The sequence below is a fragment of the Propionispira arboris genome (genome assembly GCF_900109225.1).
GTDB lineage: Bacteria > Bacillota > Negativicutes > Selenomonadales > Selenomonadaceae > Propionispira > Propionispira arboris.
Window position 1 is genome coordinate 108424 of the sequence record NZ_FNZK01000006.1, and the last position, 26331, is coordinate 134754.

General features: G+C 38.5%; 42 protein-coding genes. 5 read left to right on the forward strand and 37 right to left on the reverse strand.

The genetic code is table 11. The features are described 5' to 3' along the window. Nucleotides 1-158 precede the first annotated feature (158 nt). From BMY14_RS07745 to BMY14_RS07765, 5 genes are all read right to left on the reverse strand, one after another. Complete coding sequence (locus BMY14_RS07745) at nt 159-473, reverse strand: LysM peptidoglycan-binding domain-containing protein (RefSeq protein WP_091830698.1); 315 nt, start codon at nt 471-473, stop codon at nt 159-161. Nucleotides 474-486: 13 nt separating this feature from the next. After that, the gene (locus BMY14_RS07750) at nt 487-675 is read right to left on the reverse strand and encodes a hypothetical protein (protein WP_091830700.1); all 189 of its coding nucleotides are present in this window, start codon (nt 673-675) and stop codon (nt 487-489) included. Between the two features lie 192 nt (nt 676-867). Next, on the reverse strand, nt 868-1194 hold the full coding sequence (locus BMY14_RS07755; RefSeq protein ID WP_143063149.1) for a hypothetical protein: 327 nt from the start codon (nt 1192-1194) through the stop codon (nt 868-870). Nucleotides 1195-1210: 16 nt separating this feature from the next. Next, nucleotides 1211-1510 carry a hypothetical protein gene (locus BMY14_RS07760; protein WP_091830704.1) on the reverse strand — a complete coding sequence of 100 codons (300 nt, stop codon included), beginning with the start codon at nt 1508-1510 and terminating at the stop codon, nt 1211-1213. A 51-nt stretch (nt 1511-1561) separates the two neighbouring features. After that, nucleotides 1562-1768, reverse strand: coding sequence for a helix-turn-helix domain-containing protein (locus tag BMY14_RS07765; RefSeq protein WP_091830706.1), 207 nt, complete (start codon nt 1766-1768; stop codon nt 1562-1564). Nucleotides 1769-1913: 145 nt separating this feature from the next. Here BMY14_RS07765 and BMY14_RS07770 point away from each other — a divergent pair, with 145 nt between their 5' ends. The 5 genes from BMY14_RS07770 to BMY14_RS07790 all read left to right on the forward strand — a co-directional run bounded on the left by BMY14_RS07770 (nt 1914) and on the right by BMY14_RS07790 (nt 5433). Continuing rightward, entirely contained in the window at nt 1914-2369 is a 456-nt protein-coding gene (locus BMY14_RS07770; protein WP_091830709.1) for a helix-turn-helix domain-containing protein, read from the forward strand. A 4-nt stretch (nt 2370-2373) separates the two neighbouring features. After that, nucleotides 2374-2799: an ImmA/IrrE family metallo-endopeptidase gene (locus BMY14_RS07775; protein ID WP_091830710.1), complete on the forward strand. Its 426-nt coding sequence runs from the start codon at nt 2374-2376 to the stop codon at nt 2797-2799. A 70-nt stretch (nt 2800-2869) separates the two neighbouring features. Continuing rightward, entirely contained in the window at nt 2870-3490 is a 621-nt protein-coding gene (locus BMY14_RS07780; RefSeq protein WP_218144888.1) for a Fic family protein, read from the forward strand. A gap of 48 nt (nt 3491-3538) precedes the next feature. After that, nucleotides 3539-4273, forward strand: coding sequence for a Fic family protein (locus BMY14_RS21020; RefSeq protein ID WP_091830712.1), 735 nt, complete (start codon nt 3539-3541; stop codon nt 4271-4273). Between the two features lie 131 nt (nt 4274-4404). Then, nucleotides 4405-5433 carry a tyrosine-type recombinase/integrase gene (locus BMY14_RS07790; protein ID WP_218144889.1) on the forward strand — a complete coding sequence of 343 codons (1029 nt, stop codon included), beginning with the start codon at nt 4405-4407 and terminating at the stop codon, nt 5431-5433. A gap of 125 nt (nt 5434-5558) precedes the next feature. Here the strand turns inward: BMY14_RS07790 and rpsI are convergent, their stop codons facing one another. The 32 genes from rpsI to rplV all read right to left on the reverse strand — a co-directional run bounded on the left by rpsI (nt 5559) and on the right by rplV (nt 26307). Then, nucleotides 5559-5951, reverse strand: a complete 393-nt coding sequence (rpsI, locus tag BMY14_RS07795; protein ID WP_091830714.1) for a 30S ribosomal protein S9 — start codon at nt 5949-5951, stop codon at nt 5559-5561. A gap of 24 nt (nt 5952-5975) precedes the next feature. Then, nucleotides 5976-6416 carry a 50S ribosomal protein L13 gene (gene rplM, locus BMY14_RS07800; RefSeq protein ID WP_019554440.1) on the reverse strand — a complete coding sequence of 147 codons (441 nt, stop codon included), beginning with the start codon at nt 6414-6416 and terminating at the stop codon, nt 5976-5978. Between the two features lie 304 nt (nt 6417-6720). After that, nucleotides 6721-10944 (reverse strand): 2-hydroxyacyl-CoA dehydratase, encoded by a 4224-nt coding sequence (locus BMY14_RS07805; RefSeq protein WP_091830716.1) that lies wholly within the window; start codon nt 10942-10944, stop codon nt 6721-6723. A 149-nt stretch (nt 10945-11093) separates the two neighbouring features. Then, nucleotides 11094-11864, reverse strand: coding sequence for a tRNA pseudouridine(38-40) synthase TruA (gene truA / locus BMY14_RS07810; RefSeq protein WP_091830718.1), 771 nt, complete (start codon nt 11862-11864; stop codon nt 11094-11096). A 2-nt stretch (nt 11865-11866) separates the two neighbouring features. Further along, nucleotides 11867-12670: an energy-coupling factor transporter transmembrane component T family protein gene (locus BMY14_RS07815; protein ID WP_091830720.1), complete on the reverse strand. Its 804-nt coding sequence runs from the start codon at nt 12668-12670 to the stop codon at nt 11867-11869. Beyond that, nucleotides 12670-13527 (reverse strand): energy-coupling factor transporter ATPase, encoded by an 858-nt coding sequence (locus BMY14_RS07820; RefSeq protein WP_091830721.1) that lies wholly within the window; start codon nt 13525-13527, stop codon nt 12670-12672. Before BMY14_RS07820 ends, BMY14_RS07815 begins: the two co-directional genes overlap by 1 nt. Then, nucleotides 13512-14351, reverse strand: a complete 840-nt coding sequence (locus tag BMY14_RS07825) for an energy-coupling factor transporter ATPase (RefSeq protein ID WP_091830789.1) — start codon at nt 14349-14351, stop codon at nt 13512-13514. Before BMY14_RS07825 ends, BMY14_RS07820 begins: the two co-directional genes overlap by 16 nt. Nucleotides 14352-14524: 173 nt before the next feature. Beyond that, nucleotides 14525-14863: a 50S ribosomal protein L17 gene (gene rplQ, locus BMY14_RS07830; protein WP_019554434.1), complete on the reverse strand. Its 339-nt coding sequence runs from the start codon at nt 14861-14863 to the stop codon at nt 14525-14527. A gap of 11 nt (nt 14864-14874) precedes the next feature. Further along, nucleotides 14875-15834 (reverse strand): DNA-directed RNA polymerase subunit alpha, encoded by a 960-nt coding sequence (locus BMY14_RS07835; RefSeq protein WP_019554433.1) that lies wholly within the window; start codon nt 15832-15834, stop codon nt 14875-14877. Nucleotides 15835-15905: 71 nt separating this feature from the next. Further along, a complete protein-coding gene (rpsD, locus tag BMY14_RS07840) occupies nt 15906-16499 on the reverse strand; it encodes a 30S ribosomal protein S4 (RefSeq protein ID WP_091830723.1) in 594 nt (197 codons plus the stop codon). Between the two features lie 17 nt (nt 16500-16516). Continuing rightward, the gene (gene rpsK, locus BMY14_RS07845) at nt 16517-16909 is read right to left on the reverse strand and encodes a 30S ribosomal protein S11 (protein ID WP_019554431.1); all 393 of its coding nucleotides are present in this window, start codon (nt 16907-16909) and stop codon (nt 16517-16519) included. A 13-nt stretch (nt 16910-16922) separates the two neighbouring features. After that, nucleotides 16923-17300, reverse strand: coding sequence for a 30S ribosomal protein S13 (rpsM, locus tag BMY14_RS07850; RefSeq protein ID WP_091830725.1), 378 nt, complete (start codon nt 17298-17300; stop codon nt 16923-16925). Nucleotides 17301-17317: 17 nt separating this feature from the next. Next, nucleotides 17318-17431, reverse strand: a complete 114-nt coding sequence (gene rpmJ, locus BMY14_RS07855; RefSeq protein WP_019554429.1) for a 50S ribosomal protein L36 — start codon at nt 17429-17431, stop codon at nt 17318-17320. A gap of 72 nt (nt 17432-17503) precedes the next feature. Beyond that, a complete protein-coding gene (infA, locus tag BMY14_RS07860) occupies nt 17504-17722 on the reverse strand; it encodes a translation initiation factor IF-1 (protein ID WP_019554428.1) in 219 nt (72 codons plus the stop codon). Continuing rightward, complete coding sequence (locus tag BMY14_RS20840) at nt 17704-18303, reverse strand: KOW domain-containing RNA-binding protein (RefSeq protein ID WP_245741320.1); 600 nt, start codon at nt 18301-18303, stop codon at nt 17704-17706. The genes infA and BMY14_RS20840 overlap by 19 nt, the downstream gene beginning before the upstream one ends. A gap of 3 nt (nt 18304-18306) precedes the next feature. Next, the gene (locus BMY14_RS07870; RefSeq protein WP_091830727.1) at nt 18307-18951 is read right to left on the reverse strand and encodes an adenylate kinase; all 645 of its coding nucleotides are present in this window, start codon (nt 18949-18951) and stop codon (nt 18307-18309) included. Between the two features lie 14 nt (nt 18952-18965). Then, a complete protein-coding gene (gene secY, locus BMY14_RS07875) occupies nt 18966-20222 on the reverse strand; it encodes a preprotein translocase subunit SecY (RefSeq protein ID WP_091830729.1) in 1257 nt (418 codons plus the stop codon). A 1-nt stretch (nt 20223) separates the two neighbouring features. Continuing rightward, nucleotides 20224-20664 carry a 50S ribosomal protein L15 gene (rplO, locus tag BMY14_RS07880; RefSeq protein ID WP_019554424.1) on the reverse strand — a complete coding sequence of 147 codons (441 nt, stop codon included), beginning with the start codon at nt 20662-20664 and terminating at the stop codon, nt 20224-20226. Between the two features lie 20 nt (nt 20665-20684). Beyond that, complete coding sequence (rpmD, locus tag BMY14_RS07885) at nt 20685-20870, reverse strand: 50S ribosomal protein L30 (RefSeq protein ID WP_019554423.1); 186 nt, start codon at nt 20868-20870, stop codon at nt 20685-20687. A 12-nt stretch (nt 20871-20882) separates the two neighbouring features. Further along, a complete protein-coding gene (gene rpsE / locus BMY14_RS07890; RefSeq protein WP_019554422.1) occupies nt 20883-21383 on the reverse strand; it encodes a 30S ribosomal protein S5 in 501 nt (166 codons plus the stop codon). A 21-nt stretch (nt 21384-21404) separates the two neighbouring features. Continuing rightward, nucleotides 21405-21764, reverse strand: a complete 360-nt coding sequence (gene rplR / locus BMY14_RS07895; protein ID WP_019554421.1) for a 50S ribosomal protein L18 — start codon at nt 21762-21764, stop codon at nt 21405-21407. A gap of 28 nt (nt 21765-21792) precedes the next feature. Next, complete coding sequence (gene rplF / locus BMY14_RS07900; RefSeq protein WP_019554420.1) at nt 21793-22344, reverse strand: 50S ribosomal protein L6; 552 nt, start codon at nt 22342-22344, stop codon at nt 21793-21795. Nucleotides 22345-22372: 28 nt separating this feature from the next. After that, a complete protein-coding gene (gene rpsH, locus BMY14_RS07905) occupies nt 22373-22771 on the reverse strand; it encodes a 30S ribosomal protein S8 (protein WP_019554419.1) in 399 nt (132 codons plus the stop codon). 30 nt (nt 22772-22801) lie between these two features. Next, nucleotides 22802-22987 carry a type Z 30S ribosomal protein S14 gene (locus tag BMY14_RS07910; RefSeq protein WP_019554418.1) on the reverse strand — a complete coding sequence of 62 codons (186 nt, stop codon included), beginning with the start codon at nt 22985-22987 and terminating at the stop codon, nt 22802-22804. Between the two features lie 15 nt (nt 22988-23002). After that, the gene (gene rplE, locus BMY14_RS07915; RefSeq protein ID WP_019554417.1) at nt 23003-23542 is read right to left on the reverse strand and encodes a 50S ribosomal protein L5; all 540 of its coding nucleotides are present in this window, start codon (nt 23540-23542) and stop codon (nt 23003-23005) included. Nucleotides 23543-23562: 20 nt separating this feature from the next. Continuing rightward, nucleotides 23563-23895, reverse strand: a complete 333-nt coding sequence (gene rplX, locus BMY14_RS07920) for a 50S ribosomal protein L24 (RefSeq protein WP_019554416.1) — start codon at nt 23893-23895, stop codon at nt 23563-23565. An 18-nt stretch (nt 23896-23913) separates the two neighbouring features. Beyond that, nucleotides 23914-24282 (reverse strand): 50S ribosomal protein L14, encoded by a 369-nt coding sequence (gene rplN / locus BMY14_RS07925; RefSeq protein WP_019554415.1) that lies wholly within the window; start codon nt 24280-24282, stop codon nt 23914-23916. 52 nt (nt 24283-24334) lie between these two features. Further along, nucleotides 24335-24595, reverse strand: coding sequence for a 30S ribosomal protein S17 (gene rpsQ / locus BMY14_RS07930; RefSeq protein WP_019554414.1), 261 nt, complete (start codon nt 24593-24595; stop codon nt 24335-24337). A gap of 46 nt (nt 24596-24641) precedes the next feature. After that, nucleotides 24642-24836 carry a 50S ribosomal protein L29 gene (gene rpmC / locus BMY14_RS07935; RefSeq protein WP_091830731.1) on the reverse strand — a complete coding sequence of 65 codons (195 nt, stop codon included), beginning with the start codon at nt 24834-24836 and terminating at the stop codon, nt 24642-24644. Continuing rightward, a complete protein-coding gene (rplP, locus tag BMY14_RS07940) occupies nt 24826-25284 on the reverse strand; it encodes a 50S ribosomal protein L16 (protein WP_019554412.1) in 459 nt (152 codons plus the stop codon). The genes rpmC and rplP overlap by 11 nt, the downstream gene beginning before the upstream one ends. After that, on the reverse strand, nt 25284-25958 hold the full coding sequence (gene rpsC / locus BMY14_RS07945) for a 30S ribosomal protein S3 (protein ID WP_019554411.1): 675 nt from the start codon (nt 25956-25958) through the stop codon (nt 25284-25286). Before rpsC ends, rplP begins: the two co-directional genes overlap by 1 nt. Before the next feature lie 16 nt (nt 25959-25974). Next, the gene (gene rplV, locus BMY14_RS07950; protein ID WP_019554410.1) at nt 25975-26307 is read right to left on the reverse strand and encodes a 50S ribosomal protein L22; all 333 of its coding nucleotides are present in this window, start codon (nt 26305-26307) and stop codon (nt 25975-25977) included. Nucleotides 26308-26331: the final 24 nt, after the last annotated feature.

The following is a 26331-nucleotide window of genomic DNA, read 5'->3' on the forward strand; positions in this document are numbered from 1 at the left end:
GCCGATCACGAACCACTAACAAATCATAATTGTCTTCCGACTCAAATCTACGCCCACAACGGTAACAATGTGTTTTCATCGAAACATCACAAGCCCTAAAATAACGCCAATCATAAATACAACCAGGTAACCTCTTGGCATTAAAATGTTAAACCGTCTCATTCCTCATCCACCTTTACCCAATAATTAATACGCAGTTCATCACCAGGATAAATTTCGCATTCACTCGGTCGCTCTAAAAGCCAAGGGTTAAGTTCTTTGATTCCAGATTTAAATTCCAAAATGTAACGTCGACCACCAGTATTTTTCTGTATAAACTCCTCAGAAATACTCCAAAGCGAATCCCCTTTCTGAACTGTGTACGTATCCTCTACAAGTTGCTGGCGACTAGAGCAGGCGCCTGTCGAAAATGTGACAAAGGCTGTCAGTGCTACACCTAATAGAATTTTTTTGGATATGGTTTTTAAATTCATTCAGACCATCCTCTCATAAATCTTCTTTGCTGATTCCAACGTACTTACAAAACAGCTCTGGTGAAATATAATAATTCCATTTTGTAGTTACTTTTACAGCTGTTCCAAATGGAAGATTCTCACGTTGCAAGCCAACTCTTACGAATTGCTGGCATTTCCCCATTATTTCCGCAGCTCGTTTTATAGAAACATTTTGTGCCATCCTATTGCCCCCCTCTCATGCGGATTTGTTTTTGGATTGAATAGGTTTTTTGTCCTCCATGTCGAATACTGATATCGAAAGGAGATGTTATTATTCGTTATCAATACAACCTCGCCACGAAGAGAATGACCTCCGCTGAAATTGCTAATGTCGATAAAACTTTTACTGATAAAGGATGGACCGTTATTGGTACTAGTACGTTGTTGCCAGAGCACTTTCGCACATACCAGTGGGAACATATTGACCTTGAACCCGATTTCCCCGATGGGTATGAACCAGCCGAATCACAAATGGAACCAATCGTCCTACCTCACTTTGACGGTTGGAAATAGCAGAGAATAAAGCAGGATGGCATAACAGCACACCGCCATCATTAATGAGTTTTTCTGCATGTGCTTCATCATTAGTCGTGATGTAGCAATAAATTCCGTTTATTGATTCACAACAGTAAAACTTTTCTTCAGGGACATCATTGGATTGATTTGTGGTGTCCCTAGATTTTTCTCTCATATCACTCACCCCCCTCATGCTGATTTTATTTTTGGTTTAATAGGTTTTTTTTGTCCATTTTTTCAGAAAGAAGTATAGCAATCAATAAACCAATCATTTCAAAATAATCATGAAATTCTTGTTTTAAATTTTCTTTCTCCGATACTTCATGTTTTTGAAAATCTATTGGTATTTCATGAATTGCAACGCTCAAGTAAATCATAAAATTCCCAATCTGTTGGTAAGTTGTCATTTCGTGCTGAACTCCAAGTTGCTGCTTGAGTTCAGTATTTTCTTTTTCGACCTGTTTGACACGTTCTTCCAATGTCATCTCGTGTTTATCCATCCTGTTCACCTCCTCTCGTACTGATTTTCTTTTGGATTGAATTGAAACTTTTTAAGTTACTTTTTTAGCAAAAAAAATAGGTCTTGGGTCTTCAATTTTCAGTGCATCAATTATTACCTCTATTTCATCTAATCCAAATATCCCCTTTTTCATTTTTGCATAAAATGTTTTTGGTGTAATTCCTATACGTTTAGCCATCATTTTCCCAGAAATCCCTTTTTCAGCCATAACACCAACGAGTTTATTTGTTGCAATCACGTTGCCACCCCCTTTCGTAACTTCAAAGGTTACTTTTATTATATCATTGTAAAGTAACTTGTCAAGATTATTTTTTCGTTCCAAGTTACTTTTTTGTTGCTTTTAAAGTTATTTATGTTATTATATTTGTAAGGGGGGATTAAATATGGATTTTTCAACAATAGGCGAAAAGTTAAAATATTTAAGATTAAACAATTCGTTAACACAAGAAGAAGTTGGTAAGAAAATAAATGTTTCTAAACAAACTTTATACAAATATGAAAATGGAATTATTACTAATATTCCATCCGATAAAATAGAAATACTAGCAGAAATATATCATGTTTCTCCTGCATATTTAATGGGTTGGGAAAATACATCATCCGTTCCAAATCTAGTAGAAATTATCCGTAATGATTCCTATACTCTTGCCGGACGCACTCCTACACCAGCAGACAGAGCATACTTATCCGATATGGTTGATACCTATATAGATGAATCAGCCGATCAAACGATTGCTGCACATCGTACAGATAGTCCATCAGCTGATCTTCCTGAAGAGGCACTTCAATCTATTGAAGAATTTAAAAATTTCGTCAGAGCAAAATACAAAAAGGACTGAGACCATGGAAGGTATGATTACGCTCGCAGAAAGCGAACATATAAAAATTGATTATTATTCTTTTAATGACCCGCTAAAAGGAATCTATTTTGTGGAGCAAGGCTTACCACCTGTTATTGGACTTGATTATTCCCTGCAAAATGATTTGCCACTGCTTCGTTCCGTTCTGGCTGAAGAACTTGGACACCATTTTACCAGCGTGGGAAATTGTATTCCTCGGCAGTTTTATAATTACTCTGCGCGGCAGCATATTGATAAAGCTGAGTATAAAGCTTTAAGATGGGCCGCAAATTATTTGATCACGGATGATGCCTTATTAAATGCTTTCCAAAATTGCATTGACACCGTCAGCGAATTGGCAGAACATTTTATGGTAACACCAGAAATGATTAATTTACGATTAAAACTATTTGAAAAACCTATTCATTAAAATAAAGAATCGCCCCTGCAGCAACAAGAACGATCGAAAGGAATTGATTCATTTGAATAAAACCATGTGGATGGCAAAAAAGATGTTGCCGGAATACGTATTTGACGCTGCTCAACTTGAAGGAAACCCAATGACTTTCCCAGAAGTACAAACTTTGCTGGATGGAGTCACTGTCGGTGGACACAAGATTAGTGATGCCCAACAAATTTTAAATCTCCAAGAAGCCTGGCAAAAAGCGTTTGCTTACGCCAATAAAAATACACTTGTTATCGATAAGATACTCTACCTTGATATACATAGCAGCGTTGCTAAAGAAGAAGCGATGGAATGGGGCGTCTTCCGTTCTGGATCTGTTGGGATTGCTGGGACAACATCTTATTCCGCCCCAGATGCTTCCTGCCTGAATGATATTTTCGACAAAGAACTACCATCGATTTTATCTATCAAAAATATTGAGGAACGCGCGATTCGACTTTTTCTCTGGGGTGCTTATAATCAGTTCTTTTGGGATGGAAATAAACGCACTAGTCGTATTGTTACTAACATTGTGTTAATGCATTATGATGTGGGCATCTTCAATATAAAAGCAAAAGATATTGTTGAATTTAATACATTGATGGTAGATTTTTATAATACAAATGAAACCACCTACATTTACCCCTTTTTGAAAGAAAAATGCATTGTAAAATAAAAAAACATTCCTGGATAAAAGGAACGTACAAAACTAGGAAGTGATCATATGGATTTCACAAAAATAGAAGAACTCCGTACAACGCTTAAAATGATACAACCACTAAATACTGGTGAACTGAAACGTTTGCGCGATGAATTCATGATTGATAATACCTACAACTCAAATGCAATCGAAGGAAACGTCTTAACGCTGGAAGAAACAGCACTTATCCTTCAATTAGGTATTACTATTGCAGAAAAACCAATCAAGGATCATCTAGAAGCAATCGGTCACAAGGATGCTTTTGAATACATCATGCAGCTTGCTGCTGACGAAACCGACCTCACTGAACACGTCATCAAAACCGTTCATTCTCTTGTACTTATAAATGATGCAAACAACCGTGGAGTCTACCGTAGCTTACCAGTGAAAATCCTTGGTTCTGAGCATATACCCCCGCAACCATATTTAGTACCGGTACAAATGGAAGAACTTGTCCACGACTACACAAAGATGCAACAAGAAAAACATATCATTGAAGCAATTGCTGAATTTCACCTGCGCTTTGAAAGTATCCATCCGTTCATTGATGGCAATGGTCGTACTGGGCGTCTTCTTATGAACCTGGAACTTATCAAAGCGGGTATGATGCCAGTCAATATTAAATTTACAGATCGTCTTAAGTATTATAATACCTTTGATGCTTATCGAAACGGCAATGCTATCGAAGCAATGACGACTCTTATTGCCAATTATGAAGTTGAGGAATTAGAAAAACATATTCAAATTTTAGCTCAATAATACAAAAAAAAAGACCATCCAGTGCTACAACACTGAATGATCTATGGGGTAACTAACCTGGAGGTCAATCACCTTACACACTTAAATTATACTTGATTGGCCTCTCATATACAAATGAAAGGTTGATTATATTGAAAAATCCTAACGGATATGGATCCGTTTATAAATTAAGCGGTAAACGTCGCCACCCATTTGTAGCGAAAAAAACATTGGGCTTTGACGATAACGGAAAACAGTTATATCAAGTAATAGGATATTATGAAAAGCGTGAACAAGCAATGCTGGCTCTTGCCGAATATAATAAAAATCCATTACTGATTGATAATGAAAAAATAACCTTCGAAGAAGTATTTGTTTTATGGAAAGCTAAAAAATTTGAAGGCGCTACTACTTCCACTATTAACGGATATAACGCAGCATATAAGAATTCACCATCACTTCATAACATGAAATTCAAAGATATTAAGACAATGCATATGGATGCTGCCATAAGCAATTGTAAATTAGGCTATGGCTCATTACGTAAAATGAAAATATTATATCAACAAATGTATGAATATGCTATGGCTAATGACCTGATTCAAAAGGACTATTCTGAATATGTAAAGCTTGGTGAAAATACTTCAAATCCTGACCGTCAACCATTCAGCGTTGAAGAAATTAATATGTTATTTGAAATTGAACCAACTTTACCATTCGTTGATACTATTTTGATTCTAATTTATTCTGGAATCCGTCCAGGTGAACTTTTGAATATTAAACACGAAGATATTAATTTAGATGAAGAATATTTTACTGTTACTGATTCAAAAACCGAAGCAGGTCAAAACCGGTTAGTTCCAATTAGTAAAAAAACATTACCTTATTTCAGGCGCAGGTTTGAATTAAATACACCTTATTTGATAATGCATCCAAGTAAGAATAAAAAAATGGGATATGATTATTATTATCGTGCAACATTTCAGCCTATTATGGACGAATTAAATATAAAGCATCGTCCTCATGATTGTCGCCATACTTTTGCAACACTTTTAAATAATGCAGAGGCTAATAAAACTTCTATTAAAAATCTTATTGGGCATAATTCATTTATAACAACAGAAAAAACATATACTCATAAAGATATAAATGAATTGCGAAAAGCCATTGATTTAATCTAAAAATTTGTTTGTTACCTGTTTGTTACTTGTTTGTTACCGTTGAAATTCGGGCTGATTTTATATGTTTTTATATGAAGAAAAGCCCCAAGAACACTGGGTTCTTGGGGCTTTTCATTTCGTTATTATTAACGTTTCGAGAACTGAGAAGCCTTACGAGCTTTTTTCAAGCCGTATTTGCGACGTTCTTTTTCACGTGGATCACGTGTTAAGAAACCTGCTTTTTTCAAAGCAGCACGTAAATCGATATCAACTTTTAGAAGTGCACGAGAAATGCCATGACGAATTGCTCCGGCTTGTCCCGACGAACCGCCACCTTCTACTTGTGCTATTACATCATATTTATCAACTGTTTCAGTTAAATGTAATGGCTGTCTAACGATCAATTCAAGAGTTTTAAGACCAAAGTACTCTTTCATTTCACGACCATTGATAGTTACATTGCCTTCACCTGGAACCAGACGAACTCTGGCAACCGAAGTCTTTCTGCGGCCTGTACCGTAATAGATAGCTAATGCCATAAATAATGTTCCTCCTTCCAGATATTATCTGATATTTAATTCAAGTACTTCTGGTTTCTGAGCAGCATGAGGATGTTCAGGACCAGCATATACGTTCAATTTTGTGTAAATTTGTGAACCAAGTCTGTTTTTAGGGATCATGCCCTTAACAGCTATTTCAATTACTCTTTCAGGATGAGTTTCAAACATTTTACCAGCTGGTGTAAATGTAGTACCCCCAGTATATCCTGAATGACGGAAATATGTTTTATTAATTAATTTTTTACCTGTGAATACAGCTTTTTCTGCATTGACTACAATTACGAAGTCTCCAGTATCAACATGAGGCGTAAAGGTCGGTTTATGTTTACCGCGAAGTACTTTCGCAACTTCAGCAGCTAATCTACCTACAGTTTTACCTTCAGCGTCTACAACATACCATTTACGTTCGATGTTGGACTCATTTGCCATAAACGTTGTTTTCATTCGATATCCCTCCTTGTTTATTAACTTTTCTAAATTTCCATTATTAAAGTTATTATACAAAGGTTCGCCCTGATCTCCGGGGCTAGTGGAAATCTCGGTTAAAGCCTCATATAAACTATATTTTAATAAAAATAGAACCTAAAGTCAAGTTATTTTTCTTTTTTTGTTATCCACATTTAAACTGTGGATAAAGAGCAACAAAAAATATTATACCAGTCCCAGACAAATTTGTATAGCGTTATTTGCTTTTTCTACAATAAAAAAGCCAAAAAACAGATGAAGCTTTGGCCTCATCTGTTTTTTCTTATAATATTGCCTCCGTTACGCTCAGCGGCTTTTTTTCTTTTGCTACAGATAACATTAGCTTGATACGATTAAGCTGGTTGACCTCGCTTACACCCGCATCACAGTCGACAGCAATAACATTACTGTCGGGATAGGATCGTAAAATTTCCCGAATCATCCCTTTTCCGGTAATATGATTCGGCAAACAGCCAAAAGGCTGTAAGCAAATGATATTTTTCGTGCCACTTTCAATCAGCTTTAACATTTCACCAGTTAGGAACCAACCTTCTCCGGCCATATTACCAAGTGATACATGTTTTTTAGCAAGTTCGGCAATGTCGCGAATCCGATTTGGTGCTGTAAAACGCTGGCTTTTTTTCAAGGCGTGTCGAATTGGATGACGAATCATCTCCATCACTTTGATAAATACTTCCGATTTCATTTTATCTGAAAGTTTCCCCGCCAAAAGACGATATTTTACAATATCATCAACTGCCATATAAAATAAAAAATCCATCATATCTGGCATAATCACTTCTGCACCTTCATTCGCCAATATTTTTTCGAGATGATTATTGGCTACAGGATGATATTTTACTAAAATCTCGCCAACTACCCCTACTTTTGGTTTCCAAAGATGTTCATGGATAATACAATGATCAAATTCATGGACAATTTTTTGTACAGTTCGCTTAAATTTAACATAGTTGCCGTTCAAGATTTCTTTTTTGCAACTTGCCAAACATTTTTCATATAATCGCTGCGTAGACCCATCTTCAACTTCATAAGGTCGAATCCGATTGACCAGCCGCATTAGCAAATCTCCGTACATAATGCTTTTAATTACATCTGTAAAACTAGCTATATTTAAGGAGAACGCATCTTGTTCTGGTCCCCAGCAAGCAAAAACAGCAACCTGTGGATAACCTGCATCTTTTAAAGCCTTGCGCATCAAGCTCAAATAATTTGTCGCCCGACAAGCACCACAGGTTTGAAATAACATAATGGAGGTCTTATCTGGGTCACAGACACCTGACTTCAAGGCTGCTAAAAGTTGTCCAACAATAACAATCGCCGGATAGCACATATCATTGTTGACATAACGGAGCCCCAAATCAATCGCGGCCCGATTAGGCAGTTCAGGAATCATAACTTGATAACCATATTTACGCAATGCCGTAGTTATCAAAGAAAAATGAATTGGCGATAACTGTGGCGCCAGAATAGTATTGGTTTCCTTTTTATCATCACCAAAGATTGGCCGAGCTTCAATTAATTTGGGTTCACTTTTATGATGTGGTCCTTTTTGTAAGGCTGCCATGAGCGAACGCAAACGAATTCGTGCTGCCCCCAGGTTCGTTACTTCATCCAGTTTTATCATGGTATAGATACGTTGATGCTGTTCCATTATTTCCTTGACTTGCCCAATCGTAATGGCATCCAAACCACAGCCAAATGAACTTAACTGGATCAGCGTAAGATTCTCATGCGCCGCAACATAACTTGCAGCATGATAAAGTCTGGCATGATAACTCCATTGGTTCATAATCTGTAATTTTTCAGGTTCAACATGAAGATGATAAATTACATCTTCTGATAATACTGCGAGTCCATAGGCTTGGATCATTTCAGCGATACCGTGATTAATCTCAGGATCTAAATGATAGGGGCGACCTGCTAAAACAATTCCATGTAAATTATCTGTTTCAATCTGCTCGAGAATCTTCATCCCCTGTACTCGGATCGCTTTTTTATATTTTTCAAGTTCAATATAAGCAGCATCCACTGCTGACAAAATTTCTTTTTTACTGATATGTTCAATTGCAAACTCTTCCGTCAATCGTGTTATGAGACGAAGTCTATCATCTATTGGCAAAAATGGCTGCATAAATTGGATATTTTCAGTACGTAAAATATCCATATTAGCGCGGATATTTTCTGCATAGGAAGCCACAACCGGACAATTGTAATGGTTATCACCTGGATTCATCGTATCTTTCATATTATAGGGGATACATGGATAAAAAATCTTCTTAATTCCCTGATGGATTAAATCCATAATATGTCCATGCACCAATTTAGCTGGATAACATAAAGAATCAGAAGGAATTGTTGCCATCCCTTTATGATACATTTCCGGTGTTGATTTTCCTGATAAAATCACTTTATACCCAAGTATTGTAAAAAAAGTAAACCAGAATGGATAATCTTCATACATATTCAAAACCCGCGGCAGACCGATCGTTCCGCGACTTGGATGCGCTAACGGCTTATAAAAATCAAATAAACGATAATATTTATATTCATAAATATTCGGCACTTTATTTTCTTTTTTATGCTGCCCAATGCCACGTTCACAACGATTGCCAATATGATATTTTTCTCCATTCGAAAATTTTTGAGTTGTAATCAAGCATTGATTGCCGCAAATTTTACAACGATGTGACGTTGTTGTCACAGTAAAATTGGTTATCTCTTGCTCTGGTAGAATGGCAGATGTCCCTGTTGAACGTTCCTCTGCTAAAATAGCTGCACCATAGGCTCCCATAAGGCCTGAAATATCAGGGCGTATGACGGGACGTTCAAGCAGTAATTCCATAGACCGCAAGACGGCATCATTATAAAAAGTACCACCTTGTACAACAATTGAATTGCCTAGCTCATTTACATCTTTTATTTGAATCACTTTAAATAAAGCATTTTTAATGATCGACAATGCGATTCCCGCAGAAATATCACTAACATCTGCTCCTTCTTTTTGCACCTGCTTCACTTTTGAATTCATAAACACCGTACAGCGTGTACCAAGATCAACCGGTTTATGCGACTGCATTGCTTTTTGAGCAAATTCACCCGCCGTTAGATTCAGGCTTTGAGCAAAATTTTCAATAAAGGACCCGCAGCCGGCCGAACATGCTTCATTTAGAACAATCTGGTCAATCGTGCCATCTTTCACAAAAAAGCACTTCATATCCTGACCACCAATATCAAGCACAAACGATACATCTGGACAAACTTCTTGAGCTGCCCGTAAATGAGCAAATGTTTCAACTTCACCAAAATCAGCATGAATTGCCGCTTTTACAAGGTATTCACCATAACCAGTCGTACCCGTACAAGCAATGTGAGTGTCTGAATTTAGTTTCGCATAAAGGTCTTGCAGTTCAGTAATCACGGTTTTTAATGGTGACCCCTGATTACTACCATAAGAAGAATATAAAATTTCTTTATTTTGACCAATTGCAACAAGTTTTGTCGTTGTCGAACCAGCATCAATGCCCAGATAAATCTTACCTTTATATTGGCTAAGATCGCCACGAGCTATTTTATCTTTTTCATGTCGTTTCGTAAATTCTTGACGAGCTTCGTCATCCTTAAATAAAATAAAATTATTCGCAGCCGATTTCTCTATCCATTGTCCACTATCGGCAAATCGAGCCGCTAAAGTTTCATAATCCATTATTTCAGTTTCATTAGACAGCACTGCTCCCATTGCCACAAAATAACAACCTTCGGAAAAATCGACTACATGTGCTGTATCAAGCTCCAAAGTTTCAATGAAACGTTTTTTTAACTGTGGCAAAAAATATAGCGGACCACCCAAAAATGCCACATTTCCGGTTATAGGTCGGCCTTGGGCAAGATTTCCGATCGTCTGATTCACTACTGCTTGAAAAACAGACTGGGCGATATCTTCTTTTTCCACGCCATCATTCATCAGGGCCTGAATATCTGTTTTCGCAAATACCCCACAACGTGAGGCAATCGGATAAATCTGTTGCCCTTTCGCTGCAAGTTTATCAAGTCCTTGTGCATCCGTATGTAACAATGATGCCATATGATCAATAAAAGACCCTGTTCCACCGGCACAAACACCATTCATACGTTGTTCTTGCGCTGAGCCAAAGTAGGTTATTTTTGCATCTTCACCACCGAGCTCCACCGCTGTATCAGTTTGTGGCACAAAAGCCTTAACAGCCGCACTGCATGCAATAACTTCTTGCACAAATGGCAAGCTAAATTTCTGAGCAATTCCCATTCCCGCCGACCCTGTCAGCGCAAAAGAAAACGAGCTAGCCCCTACCACATTTCTTAAAGCAAGAAAATTATCTTGCAAGGCCGCCGTGATTTCAGAAAAATGTCGCACATATTTTTTATAAAGCAAGTGATTTTTTGCATCTAAAACAATTACCTTAATTGTCGTTGATCCTATATCAATCCCAACTTTTAATAATGATTGCATTTCATTCACCACCTAAAGTACACTTCTGTTTTTTATAAACCCATGTTTATATTATAACAAGATAAAGAAGAGATTTCTAATTTTTTTATCAAGAAATCTAAATACAACGAAAAATAGGCTCAAAAGGTTTAAACCGCTGAGCCTATTTTTCAATAATTAACTTGCTTTAAATACAATCCTTGTGCTGGCGCCGTCGCACCAGCTTTTTTTCGATCTTTTCCATCCATGATTTCTTTAAAGCGAATTGGTGTTGTTTTACCAATCCCGACATTTACCAAAGTTCCTACCATATTACGCACCATGTGGTATAAAAACCCATTACCAAAAAAACTAAATTCAATGATAGAACCCTTTTGTTCACAAGTTGCTTCATAGATAGTCCGAATCGGCAGCATTGGTACACTCCCAGTGGCTTGAAAAGCAGAAAAATCATGTTCCCCCACAACATAAGCTAAAGCTTCCTGTATAGCAGCTAAATTTAATTTGGAACGAATATACCAGGTATAGTTGCGTAAAAATGGATCTGGTATTTCACCTTGTTGTATACGGTATATATAGATTTTACTAATTGCTGAATGACGAGCACTGAAATCAAAGTCTACTTCGTCTGCTGCTTTTACGACAATATCATTGGGCAATAAACTATTCGCAGCTCGTACTACTCGATCAATTGGAATAGTTCCATCCGTGAAAAAATTAACGACTTGTCCATAGGCATGAACACCAGCATCCGTTCGCCCCGATGCCGCCATTTCAATTGTATCGCCAAACAAAATCTCAAGTTTTTTTTCCAAAATATTTTGCACCGCTAATGAATTGTTTTGTCTTTGAAATCCATGATAGTTTCCACCATCATAACTAATTAAAAGTTTTATATTGCGTTTTCTTTGTTTCATACTATCTTTGTTTTCTGTTTTCATATTTATAACCCACTACATTTTAGTACACTAAGTCCTACCAGCACGACTGCTAGAAACGAATATGCCACATAATCAATCCGATCAATTTTCAGTACCTTCATACGCGTACGATTCGCCCCGCCACGATAGCATCTTGCTTCCATCGCTATAGCAAGTTCATCGGCCCGACGAAAAGCACCAATAAATAGAGGAACTAAAATCGGGATGAGACTTTTTAGTCGTTTCACAATATTTCCTGATGAAAAATCCGCTCCGCGTGATTTTTGTGCTTTCATAATTTTATCTGTTTCTTCAAGCAATGTTGGAATAAAACGTAAGGCTATTGTCATCATCATGGCTAATTCATGCGCTGGTAAGCCAAGTCGCTTAAATGGATTCATCAAATTTTCAAGTGCATCCGTCAACGCAATTGGTGATGTCGTAAAAGTCAAAAGTGAAGACAATAAAATCAACAGGACTAAACGTATTGAAATAAAAACCCCCTGCTTCAAGCCTTGTCCGGTAATAGAAAAAATCCAGCCTTGCCAAATAATATCACCCTGTGTTGTAAATAAATGAATAAGAAATGTAAATAAAAGAATCCAAAAAAGCGGTTTCAATGATTTAATCATCATATTTAATGGTACACCGGATACACGAATAATAAGAAATGTAAATCCGCATAAGCCCACATAGGCCCATGGTGTATCAAGTAAAAAAATAGCAACGATCAACAAAAGCAGCACAATAACTTTTGTTCGCGGATCGAGACGATGAATAAATGAATTTCCCGGGAAATATTGACCAATTGTTATATCTGTCAACATCATTTCCGCCTCCTTATTGCCGCCAAAATGCTATCGACCCCAGCACTAAGTGTAAGTGGTGTTGTATCGACTGCCAAACCTTTTTGTTTTAGCTGCTCTAAAAGAGCTGTCATATGCGGTACGGCTAAGCCAGCTTCTGTTATTTTTTCGATTTGAGAAAAAGCTTGCTTTGGTTTCGCATCAATGGTGATTTCTCCATGATTCATAACGATAATTCGATCGGCCAGAGCAGCCACATCATCCATATTATGTGATACAAGTACAATCGCTATCTTTTCTTTTTTATGAATTTGCTGTATTTTTTTAAATAAATCTTTTCTGCCAACGGGGTCCAGTCCGGCTGTTGGCTCATCCAAAATAAGATATTGTGGATTTAAGGCAATGACCCCCGCAATGGCAACACGCCGCATCTGCCCACCACTTAATTGAAAGGGAGAACGATCTTTATATTCAGCAAAATCTAAATTAACAAACTCCATAGCTTTTTTTACATGATTTTCAACCAGCTCTTCTGAAAGCCCCATATTATGTGGTCCAAATGCAATGTCTTCATAAACCGTTTCTTCAAACAACTGATGTTCAGGATATTGAAAAACCATACCAACTTTTCGACGGGCTGTTTTTGCCGCTTCGTTTTTTGTATTAATATCATTCCCATCCACCAGTACAGACCCAATAGTTGGCGTAAGCAGTGCATTAAGATGTTGCACCAGCGTAGATTTACCAGAGCCAGTATGTCCGATAATAGCGACAAATTCACCCTGTTCAATGGTTAGATCTATATTTTTCAAGGCAACTCTTTCAAAAGGAGTTTTTGCCATATATGTATATGTTATATTCTTCACTTCAATTGACATAAACACACCGCCAGTTCTTCATTGGTAATAATATAAGGAGGTAACGAAATTCCCCGTTCACGAAGCTTTGCAGCGACCTCTGTAGCCAGTGGAACCTCAAGACCTAACTTTTTCAATTTTTCTACCTGCGTGAAAATTTCTGTTGGTGTTCCTTGATCACAAATCTGTCCTTCTTTCATAACCACAACCCGATCTGCCATGACTGCTTCTTCCATAAAATGAGTGATATAGATAATCGTAATACCTGCTTCTTCATGCAGATTTTTCACAGTTGCCATAACTTCCGCACGCCCTATTGGATCAAGCATTGCTGTTGGCTCATCAAGCACCAGACAACGTGTATGCATCGCAAGTGCCCCCGCAATTGCAACGCGTTGTTTTTGTCCGCCTGATAAAAGGTGAGGGGCAAATTTTCGGTATTTTTCCATGCCAACTACTTGAAGAGCTTCTGTTACACGTTTTTTTATTTCTTCACTTGGAACCCCTAAATTTTCCGGACCAAATGCAATATCTTCTTCGACCAAAGTAGCGACAATCTGATTATCCGGATTTTGAAAGACCATTCCTATGTGCTGCCTTATTTTCCACAAATTCGCTTCAGAGCTTGTTTCCATTCCAGCCACTCGACAAATCCCACTTGTTGGCAATAAGAGTGCATTAAAATGTTTTGCCAAGGTTGACTTACCAGATCCGTTTGTACCGATAATAGCAACAAATTCGCCCTCTTGAACCGTTAAATTAATATCATCGAGTGCTTTATATTCATGATCCATATCCTTATGATATAGATGACTTAAATGTTCTACTTGAATTAACTCCACTATTGTCATACTCCTTTTAAGAAAATCCGCTAAAATAAAGAGGTACTGCTTTAAGCAATACCTCTTTATTATACTTGATACAATTTGTTAACGCAATCGCCTTTCTTGGTAAACGAAAAGAATTTATTTTCTTTTCGCTTAACAAGAAAGGCGACCGAATGGCCGCCCTTTGCGAATTACACTAATTCAAGAATTGCCATCGGAGCAGCATCGCCGCGACGAGGACCAAGTTTGAGTACACGAGTGTAACCACCTTGGCGATCATTGTATTTAGGTGCAATTTCATCAAATAATTTTCTTACTACTTCTTCATCAATGAGACGCGCAATAGCCTGACGGCGTGAATGTAAATCCCCGCGTTTTCCTAAAGTAATGAGTTGCTCAGCAAGTCCGCTGATTTCTTTTGCTTTAGCTTCTGTAGTTTCAATGCGTTCATATTTAAAGAAAGAAGTTAAAATGTGGCGAAACAAAGCTTTACGTGCACTAGAGTCACGTCCTAATTTTCTATAGCCCATATCTTCCTCTCCTATTCTTCAATTTCAACAAGTGCCAAATCAAGCTCTTGCAATTTTTTCTTAACCTCTTCAAGGGACTTACGACCGAGATTTCTAACTTTCATCATATCATCTTCGCTTTTTTGTGCAAGATCTGAAACTGTATTAATACCAGCCCTTTTCAAGCAGTTATATGAACGAACTGATAGATCCAAGTCCTCGATAGTCATTTCTAAAACTTTAGAAACGTCACTTTCTGGAGCTTCCGTAAATGTTCCTTCAGTTTCTTCGTCTTCTTCAGGAAGGCCAGCCATATTCTGGAACAGTTTCAAATGTGCAACCAATATGCTTGCAGATTTGCTTACTGCTTCTTCCGGTCGAATAGAGCCATCGGTCCAAACTTCCAGAGTCAACTTATCGTAATCTGTAACGTTACCTACACGAGTATCAGATACTGTATAGTTCACTCTCTGGATTGGCGAAAAAAGTGAATCGATAGGAATAATACCAATTACGTGATCTGGTCTTTTATTCTTATCGGCTGGAACATAACCACGACCGCGTTCAACAGTCAGTTCCATTTTCAGAGAACCACTTGCATCTACTGTAGCAATGTGTAATTCAGGGTTGAGGATTTCGACATCAGCATCTGTGATAATATCAGCAGCTGTGATGTCTTTTTCACCTTCAACATCAATCCGAATTACTTTTGGTTCTTCACTATGCATTTTAAGGCAAAGCGATTTTAAGTTTAGAATGATATTCGTAACGTCATCCCGAACACCAGGAATGGTGGAAAACTCATGGAGAACCCCATCAACCCTAATGGAGGTAATTGCAGCACCCTGTAAAGACGATAATAATATGCGACGCAGACTGTTACCAAGCGTAGTACCATAACCACGTTCTAACGGCTCACAGATAAACTTGCCATAATGATTGTCTTCACTGATTTCCACTATCTCAATCTTCGGTTTTTCGATTTCGATCATCTGGAATACCCTCCTCAATTTTGCGTAATAGAATACCTTACGCTATGTCAATATTGATACATAAAGACATATTATCTGGAGTACAATTCAACAATCGCCTGTTCATCGATAGGAACATCGATTTCATCACGATTCGGAAATCTTGTAACTGTACCGCTCAAGTTTGGAGCATCTGCAGAAATCCAAGCAGGTGTGCTTAATGAATCATATGATTCTACAACACCTTTAAAGAATTCATTGCCACGGCTAGTTTCTTTAATCGTAACAACGTCATTCACTTTAACTAAAGCAGATGGAATATCAAGACGTTTACCATTTACAGCAATATGACCATGGGAAACAATTTGACGAGCTTGTCTGCGAGTAGCAGCAAGACCTAAACGGAAAACAACATTATCAATTCTTCTTTCCAGAAGACCTAATAAGTTTTCACCTGTAACACCTGGCATTTTTTTTGCTTTATCATAATAAGATCTAAATTGTTTTTCTAAAACACCATAGATAAATTTTGCTTTTTGTTTTTCTTTAAGCTGTGTACCATATTCGCTTACTTTTTTATTCGTACGTCTTGGTTGACGTTTCGATTCTTTATTTAAGCCAACAACAGCTGGTTCGATACCGAGGGATCGGCATCTTTTGAGAGCCGGGACTCTATCAATTGCCATCTATATTTGCACCTCCATTATACTCTTCTACGTTTTGGCGGACGGCATCCATTATGAGGAACTGGAGTAACATCTTTGATTAAGTTAACTTCCAAACCTGTAGCCTGCAATGATCTTATTGCCGCTTCACGTCCGGATCCAGGACCTTTAACGAATACTTCTACTGATTTCAAACCATGTTCCATTGCTGCTTTAGCGGCAACTTCTGCTGCCATCTGAGCTGCGAATGGAGTGCTTTTTCTAGAACCTCTAAACCCAAGTCCACCAGCACTTGACCATGATAATGCATTACCTTGGACATCCGTAATTGTTACAATCGTATTATTGAAAGTTGAACGAATATGAGCGATACCAAATTCAATATTTTTACGAACTTTTTTCTTTGTACGCGATACTTTCTTAACTACCAATGTTTAACCCCCTTTACACTATTTTCTTTTTCTTCGCTCCAACTGCTCTTTTTGGACCTTTACGTGTACGTGCATTATTTTTCGTGTTCTGACCGCGAACTGGAAGACCCATACGATGTCTTCTTCCACGGTAACAACCGATTTCTACTAAGCGTTTAATATTTAATGATTCTTCACGACGTAAATCGCCTTCTACTTTACATTCTTTATCAATGATTTCACGAAGTTTTGCAACTTCATCTTCTGTCAAATCACGAGTACGGGTATCGGGATTAATACCTGTAGCTGCTAAAATCTTTTTAGAAGTCGTGAGACCAATACCAAAGATATATGTTAAAGCAATTTCGATTCTCTTATCACGCGGCAAATCTATTCCGGTAATACGTGCCATATATCAAGCACCCCCTCTTATCCTTGTTTTTGTTTATGTTTCGGATTTTCACAAATAACCATTACGTGACCTTTGCGCTTAATTACTTTGCATTTTTCACAAATAGCTTTAACCGATGGTTTAACTTTCATTGCGCTCTGCCCCCTTCTTACAATGTCATTTTGATCGATCTGATGCCTGTTTGCATCAGACATCAATACGAATTATTTGAAACGGTAGGTTATACGGCCACGAGTTAAATCGTATGGCGTAAGTTCAATTGTAACTTTATCCCCAGGTAAAATACGAATGAAATTCATGCGAATTTTTCCTGAAACATGTGCCAATACAACATGACCATTTTCTAATTCGACTTGGAACATTGCATTTGGCAATGATTCAAGCACTTTACCTTCAACTTCAATTACGTCTTGTTTGGACATGAGTTTCTCCCTTCTCGATGCCTGTCAGCGTCCGAGGATTTTAAAGCACTGCGAATTTCTTCATCAGTAACCTTTCGATCAGCTTGAATGCGCTTCGCAATCTCTTCAAATACCTTTTTATAAACACTGACATGCCGAATGTTTTTCTTTTTCGGATTCACGACTTTCCGTTTTCTGCCATCACTGACAAAAAGCATATTTTCTTGAATCTTAACGATCAAGTACCTCGTCGAAATATCACGACCTGTAATGCTTTCAACAACTTGACCTATTTGTGGTTGGGCTAAAGTCAGTCCAGATTGTAATCGTGGCACATGACTGCCTAAACCAGCATTCGGAATCTGAGGAGCTTTTTGCATTTTACAAATGCCATGCCCAACATCGTCGTTATTTAAATTGGGAATTTCCAGTGCAGCCTTAGCGGCTGCTCCCGGATCTTCACCATAGACTTTTAAAGTTGGAATTGCACCACAACTTCGTATATATCTTTCGGTGATTTTATTATTTTCGGATGTACAAACGTCCGGCTTACCAGCGTCTAATTCAGCATCGGTTTCCCGACTAGACTTTTGGATGAGCATCTATTAACCTCTCAAGCTTGCAACAACATCATCAAACACTTTGTTGATTGCTTGTCTACCATCAATTTCAGTATATAAACCTGCATTCTGATAGTAATCAATGAGCGGCTTAGTTTGTGAAACATATACAGACAAACGATTTTTCATGGTAGCTTCACTATCATCTGCTCTTTGATATGTTTCACCGCCACACGCATCACAAATGCCGGCTTTAGCTGTCGGCTTAAATGTTACGTGGTACGTTGCACCGCATTTTTTACAAATACGGCGGCCAACTGCTCTAGCAATCAACTCTTCGGCCGGAACATCAATATTTAATACACGAGTTAATTTTATTTCAAGACTAACGAGAATTTTGTCCAAAGCATCTGCTTGGTCAACAGTTCTCGGAAATCCATCCAAAATAAAACCTTTTTTACAATCCACTTTTGCCAGACGTTCTCCAACAATGCCGATTGTTACGTTATCTGGAACCAGTTGTCCAGCATCCATGCATGCCTTCGCTTGCTTGCCAAGTTCGGTTCCTTCTTTCACAGCAGCGCGGAACATATCGCCTGTAGAAATATGTGGAATCGCGAACTTTTCCACAAGACTTGCCGCCTGAGTACCTTTACCAGCCCCCGGCGGTCCCATTAACAGGATATACATACTAAAATCCTCCCCTACTTCATGAAACCTTGGTAGTGACGCATTACAACCATCGCTTCGATCTGCTTCATCGTGTCAAGTGCAACCCCAACAACGATCAAGAGAGCTGTACCGCCAAAATATACGCCTTGAATGCCGGTTGCACCTGCAACCACATTCGGCAAAATAGCGATAAATGCGAGGAAGAAAGCGCCTGCAAGCGTAATTCGAGTCATAACGCGATCTAAATATTCTGCCGTTGGCTTGCCAGGGCGTATACCCGGTATAAAACCACCGTATTTTTTCAGATTCTCTGCCATATCCGATATCTTTACAGTAACCGCGGTATAAAAGTACGTGAAGAATATTATCAGCAACGCATAACACGCCGTCTGAACAGGTGTACCCCACGCAAAATAACCGGCAATTGTTTTTACCCAGGGAACTTGAATAAACTGGGCAATAGTTACTGGAAACATTAACACGGATGACGCAAAGATTATTGGAATAACACCCGCTTGATTAACTTTAAGCGGAATGTGCGTAGACTGACCACCGTATGTCTTGCGGCCAACTACTCGTTTTGCATAAGAAACTGGAATCCTGCGTTGTCCCTGCTGAATCGCAATAACGAAAACAACCATGAACAGCGCAATTACTAGAAACAAAGCCACATTAAAATAACTAATGGTCCCTGCTTGTAAATACTTGTAAATCGTACCCAACGATTTTGGTAAAGCTGCTACGATACCAGCAAAGATGATAAGTGAAATACCATTACCAACACCATAAGCTGTAATCTGTTCACCAACCCACATCAAAAATGTAGTACCAGCTGTCAGAGTGATTGCAATAATTAATATTGATGCGACACCTGGATTTAAAATAGCCTGTTTAAGACCAATTGCCATACCTATGGCTTGTACAAATGCAAGTACAACGGTTAAATAACGGGTAACCTGGGTGATTCGTTTACGCCCTTCTTCACCTTCCTTGGACCACTGCTCAAGTGTCGGAACAACAACTGTTAACAGCTGCATTATGATTGAAGCATTGATATAAGGAGTAATACTCATCGCAAATATAGAAAATTTACTTAGAGCACCACCGGAAAACAAATCCATCAAGCCCAAAAGGTTGCCGCTCGTAAACATTTGCTCAATTACGGCAGGATTTACTCCTGGAGCAGGAATATGTGTTCCTAGTCTGAAAACCGCAAACATGATTAATGTAAATACAATCTTTTGTCTGAGTTCAGTAATCTTGAGGATATTCGCAAGGGCTGAAAGCACCTTAGATCACCTCTACTTTTCCGCCTGCCGCTGTAATTTTGGCTTCAGCAGATTTCGTAAAGCCGTTAGCGATTACAGTTAATTTTTTTGTAAGTTCACCATTCCCTAGAATACGAATACCGTCATGCACATTTTTAAGGATGCCGATTTCGATTAAAGCGACTGGATCAACTGTTGCGCCGTCTTCAAAACGATTTAATTCTGCTACGTTTACTTCAGCAAACACTTTAGCAAAAATATTTGTAAAACCACGTTTCGGTAATCTGCGATAAATTGGCATCTGTCCGCCTTCAAAACCAGTACGAACACCACCACCGGAACGAGAATTTTGACCTTTATGACCTCTACCAGATGTTTTACCTAGTCCAGAACCAATACCGCGACCTACACGGGTGCGAACTTTCTTGGAACCAGGAGCTGGGGATAATTCATGTAAATTCATACCATAGCACCTCCTTGAACTTAGTCTTGTAATTCTTCAACTGTAACAAGATGTTCAACTTTGTGAACCATGCCGCGAATCACAGCCGTATCTTCTTGTTCTACTGACGAATTTAATTTACGTAACCCTAAAGCCTTAACAGTAACTCTTTGATTTTCAGGTCTGCCGATCAGGCTTCTGGTAAGAGTAATTTTCAGTTTTGCCATTGAAATGCCTCCTTAACCCAAAAGTTCCTGGACTGTTTTACCACGAAGTTCTGCTACAACTTCAGCTTTTTTCAATTGATTCAAACCTTTTAACGTAGCGCGAACCATGTTATTAGGATTTGAAGAACCAAGAGATTTTGTTAAGATATCGTGAATGCCTGCAAGTTCGAGCACTGCACGTGCTGGACCGCCAGCAATAACACCAGTACCTTTAGCAGCTGGTTTTAAGAAAACGCGACCTGCGCCAAACACACCGATAATCTGATGTGGAATTGTTTTTCCAACCAATGAAACTTCAATAAGATTTTTCTTAGCATCTTCGATGCCTTTTCTGATTGCTTCAGGAACTTCACCGGCTTTGCCCAAACCAGCGCCAACGTGACCGTTTCCATCTCCAACAACAACAAGTGCGCTGAATGAAAAACGACGACCACCTTTTACAACCTTAGCAACTCTATTGATATATACAACTTTCTCCTGTAATTCAAGAGCAGTATAGTCGATTCTGGCCATTCATTTACCTCCTTTACAAAATTAGAATTTCAGACCCGCTTCGCGAGCTGCTTCTGCTAATGCTGCAACTCTACCATGATATATATAACCACCACGGTCGAACACAACTTCTGTAATACCTTTTTCTAAAGCAAGTTTAGCAATTGCTGTACCGACTGCTTTAGCTGCTTCAACATTACCACCGTAATTTTCGAAGCCTTTATCTTTTGAACTTGCTGCAACCAATGTTACACCATTTATATCGTCAATCACTTGTGCGTAAACATTACTCAAACTGCGAAACACATTCAAACGTGGTCTTGCGGCAGTTCCAGAAATATGATTACGAACTCTTAAGTGACGTTTTTGACGAGATTTATTTTTGTCTGCTTTAAGAAGCAAATTAGTCACTCCTTTCCCCTAAAGATGATTATTTTTTGCCTTTCGCGCCAGCTTTACCAACCTTGCGACGAACAACTTCACCTTCATATTTAATACCTTTACCTTTATAAGGTTCTGGTTCTCTGTAACTGCGAATGTTAGCAGCAATTGCGCCAACTTGTTCTTTATCAATACCTGAAACAACAATTCTGTTTGGTGCAGGAACCGCTAAGCTAATACCAGCTGGTGGTTCTACAACCAATGGATGGGAAAACCCAAGCGATAAGTTTATGTTGTTACCGGTCTGTGCTGCTCTATAACCAACACCGTTGATTTCAAGAGTTTTTGTAAAACCTTCTGTTACACCAAGTACCATATTATTAAGTAAAGTACGAGAAAGACCATGTAATGATCTGTGTAGTTTATCATCGGAAGGACGTTTTACTGTAATAACATTGCCTTCCATTTCAAATATCATATCTTTATGAAATGTGCGAGTTAATTCGCCTTTTGGACCTTTTACGTTCACCGTGTTATCATCTGCAATTGTAACTGTTACGCCAGCTGCAAATTCGATCGGCGCTCTACCAATTCTTGACATTAGTACACCTCCTAGCTAAAAAAATATATTACCAAACGTAAGCGATTACTTCGCCGCCGAGACCAGCACGACGGGCTTGTTTATCACTCATGATTCCCTTTGAAGTAGAAACAATTGCGATACCAAGACCACCAAGTACGCGAGGTATTTGGTCACTTTTAGCATATGCACGTAACCCAGGTTTTGAAATACGTTTAATGCCAGTGATTACTTTTTCACGTTCTGGACCATATTTAAGCGTCAATGTAAGAACGCCTTGTTTATTATCTTGTGAAAAGCTAAAATCTTTGATGAAACCCTCTTCTTTCAAAACAACCGCAATAGCTCTTTTGATTTTCGAACCAGGAATTTCAACTTTCTCATGAAAAACCGAGTTTGCATTACGCAAACGAGTTAACAGATCTGCAATAGGATCAGTCATTACCATAAATCGATATCCTCCTTTCGTTCTATCTTATTACCAACTAGCTTTGGTTATTCCAGGAACGGCACCTTTGTAGCTTTGTTCTCTGAAACAGATACGGCACATTTCAAATTTCCTCATGTACCCGTGTGGACGACCACAGATTTTACATCTGTTGTACTTGCGAACCTTAAATTTAGGTTCTTGGCTCCATTTTTCAATCATTGACTTTTTGGCCACAGTCAGTACCTCCTTTTACGCACTAAATGGCATGCCCATTAATTTAAGAAGCGCTCTTGCTTCCTCATCAGTGTTTGCTGTTGTAACAACAACAATATTCATGCCACGAAGTTTATCGATTTTATCATATTCGATTTCCGGGAAAATTAATTGTTCTTTCAAACCTACAGAATAATTACCACGACCATCAAATGCTTTTGCACTTACGCCACGGAAATCACGTACACGTGGAAGCGCAATGTTCATAAATTTATCTAAGAATTGATACATCCGGGAGCCGCGAAGAGTTACTTTCGCACCAATTGGCATACCTTCACGTAACTTCCAAGCTGCTAAAGATTTTTTAGCACGAGTAAGTACAGGTTTTTGACCAGCAATCATAGTCATATCGTTCACTGCAGCATCGAGAACTTTTGGATTACCAACAGCTTCCCCAACACCCATGTTAATGATAATTTTATCTACTTGAGGAATTTCCATTACATTTTTATAACCGAATTGTTCAGTCAAAGCCGGAACAACTTCATTAAGATATTTCTCTTTTAATCTATCCACCAGTGTTCCTCCTTCCTTAATTATTTAGCCTGATCGATGATTTCGCCGCATTTTTTGCAAGCACGAAGCATCTTTCCATTGACTTCTTTTTTCGCAATACGGGTAGCTTTCGAGCAAGCTGGACATACAACCATAACTTTTGCTGCAGCCATAGGAGCTTCTTTCGAAATAATTCCGCCTTGTGGAGCACTTTGGCTAGGTTTTGTATGACGTTTAATTTTGTTTACGCCTTCAATAACAACTTTGTCTTTTTTAGGTAACGCCTGAACAACTTTACCCTGTTTGCCTTTATCTTTACCAGACAATACTAAAACTGTATCGCCTTTTTTTACGTGTAATTTTTTAAGTGACAATATGGCACCTCCTCACTATTAGATAACTTCTGGAGCTAGTGAGACGATTTTCATGAAATCTTTGTCACGCAACTCTCTAGCTACTGGTCCAAAAATACGGGTTCCTTTTGGAGTTTTATCATCTTTAATTAAAACAGCTGCGTTTTCATCAAAGCGAATGTAAGAGCCATCTGAACGTCGTAACCCTTTTTTAGTACGTACGACTACAGCCTTAACAACTTCACCTTTTTTAACCATGCCGCCAGGAGCAGCGGATTTAACTGCAGCTACAATTACGTCACCAATATTAGCGAATTTGCGATATGAACCGCCTAAAACACGAATGCACATAATTTCTTTTGCACCAGTATTATCACCAACAGTGAGCATTGTTTGTTGTTGAATCATTGTTTTACCTCCTTCTTAAAATCCTAAACAGAATTGCCTCATAAGATCAATCTTATTTTGCTCTTCCGAGAATTTCAACTACTCTCCAGCGTTTGTCTTTAGACAGTGGACGAGTTTCCATGATTGATACGGTATCGCCAGTATGTGCGTCATTATTTTCATCATGCGCTTTGAATCTAACAGTCTTTTTTACTGCTTTTTTGTAGAGTGGATGTTGTTCAAGATCAACAACAGCAACTACAACTGTTTTATCCATTTTATCACTTACAACTTTACCAACTTTAGTCTTGCGTTCATTTCTTTCTTCGCTCATCTAGGGAGCCTCCTTCCTCTGCATATCATTTTCGTCTGTAAACGTTTTAAGCTCTAAGCTCTTGTTCACGTTGAACTGTTTTAAGACGGGCTATTGTTTTCTTAACTTCTTTGATACGCATCGGGTTTTCAAGCTGACCAGTAGCGAGTTGAAATCTGAGGTTAAATAACTCTTCTTTAAGCGAAGCAATTTTCTGGTTAAGTTCGCCAGCACTCATATCTCGTATATCTTTAACCTTCATTTACTTCACCACCCTCTGCCAAATCCGCCAGCTGTTGAGCTTGGTCACGTGTAACAAATTTTGTTTTAATAGGAAGTTTGTGAGCTGCGAGACGCATTGCTTCTTTAGCGATCTCAGGTGTCACTCCATCCATTTCAAACAAAATACGACCTGGTTTAACAACTGCTACCCAGTATTCTGGGGAACCTTTACCACTACCCATACGAGTTTCAGCAGGTTTCGAAGTTACAGGCTTATCTGGGAAAATTTTAATCCAAACTTGGCCGCCACGTTTGATATAACGAGTCATAGCAATACGAGCTGCTTCAATTTGTCTATTTGTGATCCAAGCTGGTTCTAATGCTTGAAGACCAAATTCACCATGGCTTACAGTATTGCCTCTATGGGCTTTACCTTTCATACGTCCACGGAATTGTTTCCGATATTTTACTCTTTTTGGTAATAACATTAAGCTTCGCTCCCTTCAACAGAGGCAACAGCTACTGGTTGTTTCTTTTCTGGAAGAACTTCACCTTTGAAGATCCATACCTTTACACCGATGCGGCCGTAAGTTGTATGAGCTTCAGCTGTACCGTAGTCAATGTCAGCTCTTAACGTATGAAGAGGGATACTACCTTCACGGTAGAATTCACTTCTAGCAATTTCGGCACCGCCAAGACGACCACCAACCATTACCTTAATACCTTTTGCACCCATGCGCATTGTACGGGTAACAGCTTGTTTCATTGCACGACGGAACGCAATACGGCGTTCTAATTGAGCTGCAATATTTTCAGCTACAAGTGTAGAATCCATATCAGGCTGTTTGATTTCAGCGATATTAATATCAACACGTTTTGTAGTAAGTTTTTTCAAACCAGTTTTAATTTGTTCAATTCCAGAACCGCCGCGACCAATAACCATACCAGGTTTAGCCGTATGAATCGTTAATTTCAAACGATTTTTTGAGCGTTCTGTTTCTATTCTAGATACGCCAGCAGTATGAAGGTTTTCCTTCAAGTATGTGCGCACTTTAATATCTTCATGCAGGTTAGCTGCATAATCTTTATCTGCGTACCATTTTGCATCCCAAGTTTTCACAATACCTAGACGCAGACCATGTGGATTAACTTTCTGACCCAATTCGTTTCCCTCCTTCTTATCTTTCTTTTACTACAACTGTAACATGAGATGTGCGTTTCAAAATTTTGAACGCCTGTCCACGGGAACGCGGATGGATTCGTTTTAATGTAGGGCCTTGATCAACAAAAGCCGAGGATACATAAAGCTTATCAACATTCATATCAAAATTGTTTTCAGCATTTGCTATTGCTGATTTCAATACTTTTTCTATTACGTCAGCACCAACTTTAGGTGTGAACTTTAAGATCGCAAACGCTTCTCCAATGTTTTTGCCACGGATAAGATCCATAACAACACGCACTTTACGAGGAGCTACGCGAATGTATTTTGCTATTGCTTTCGATTCCACAGAGGAGCCTCCTTTCGGCACTTA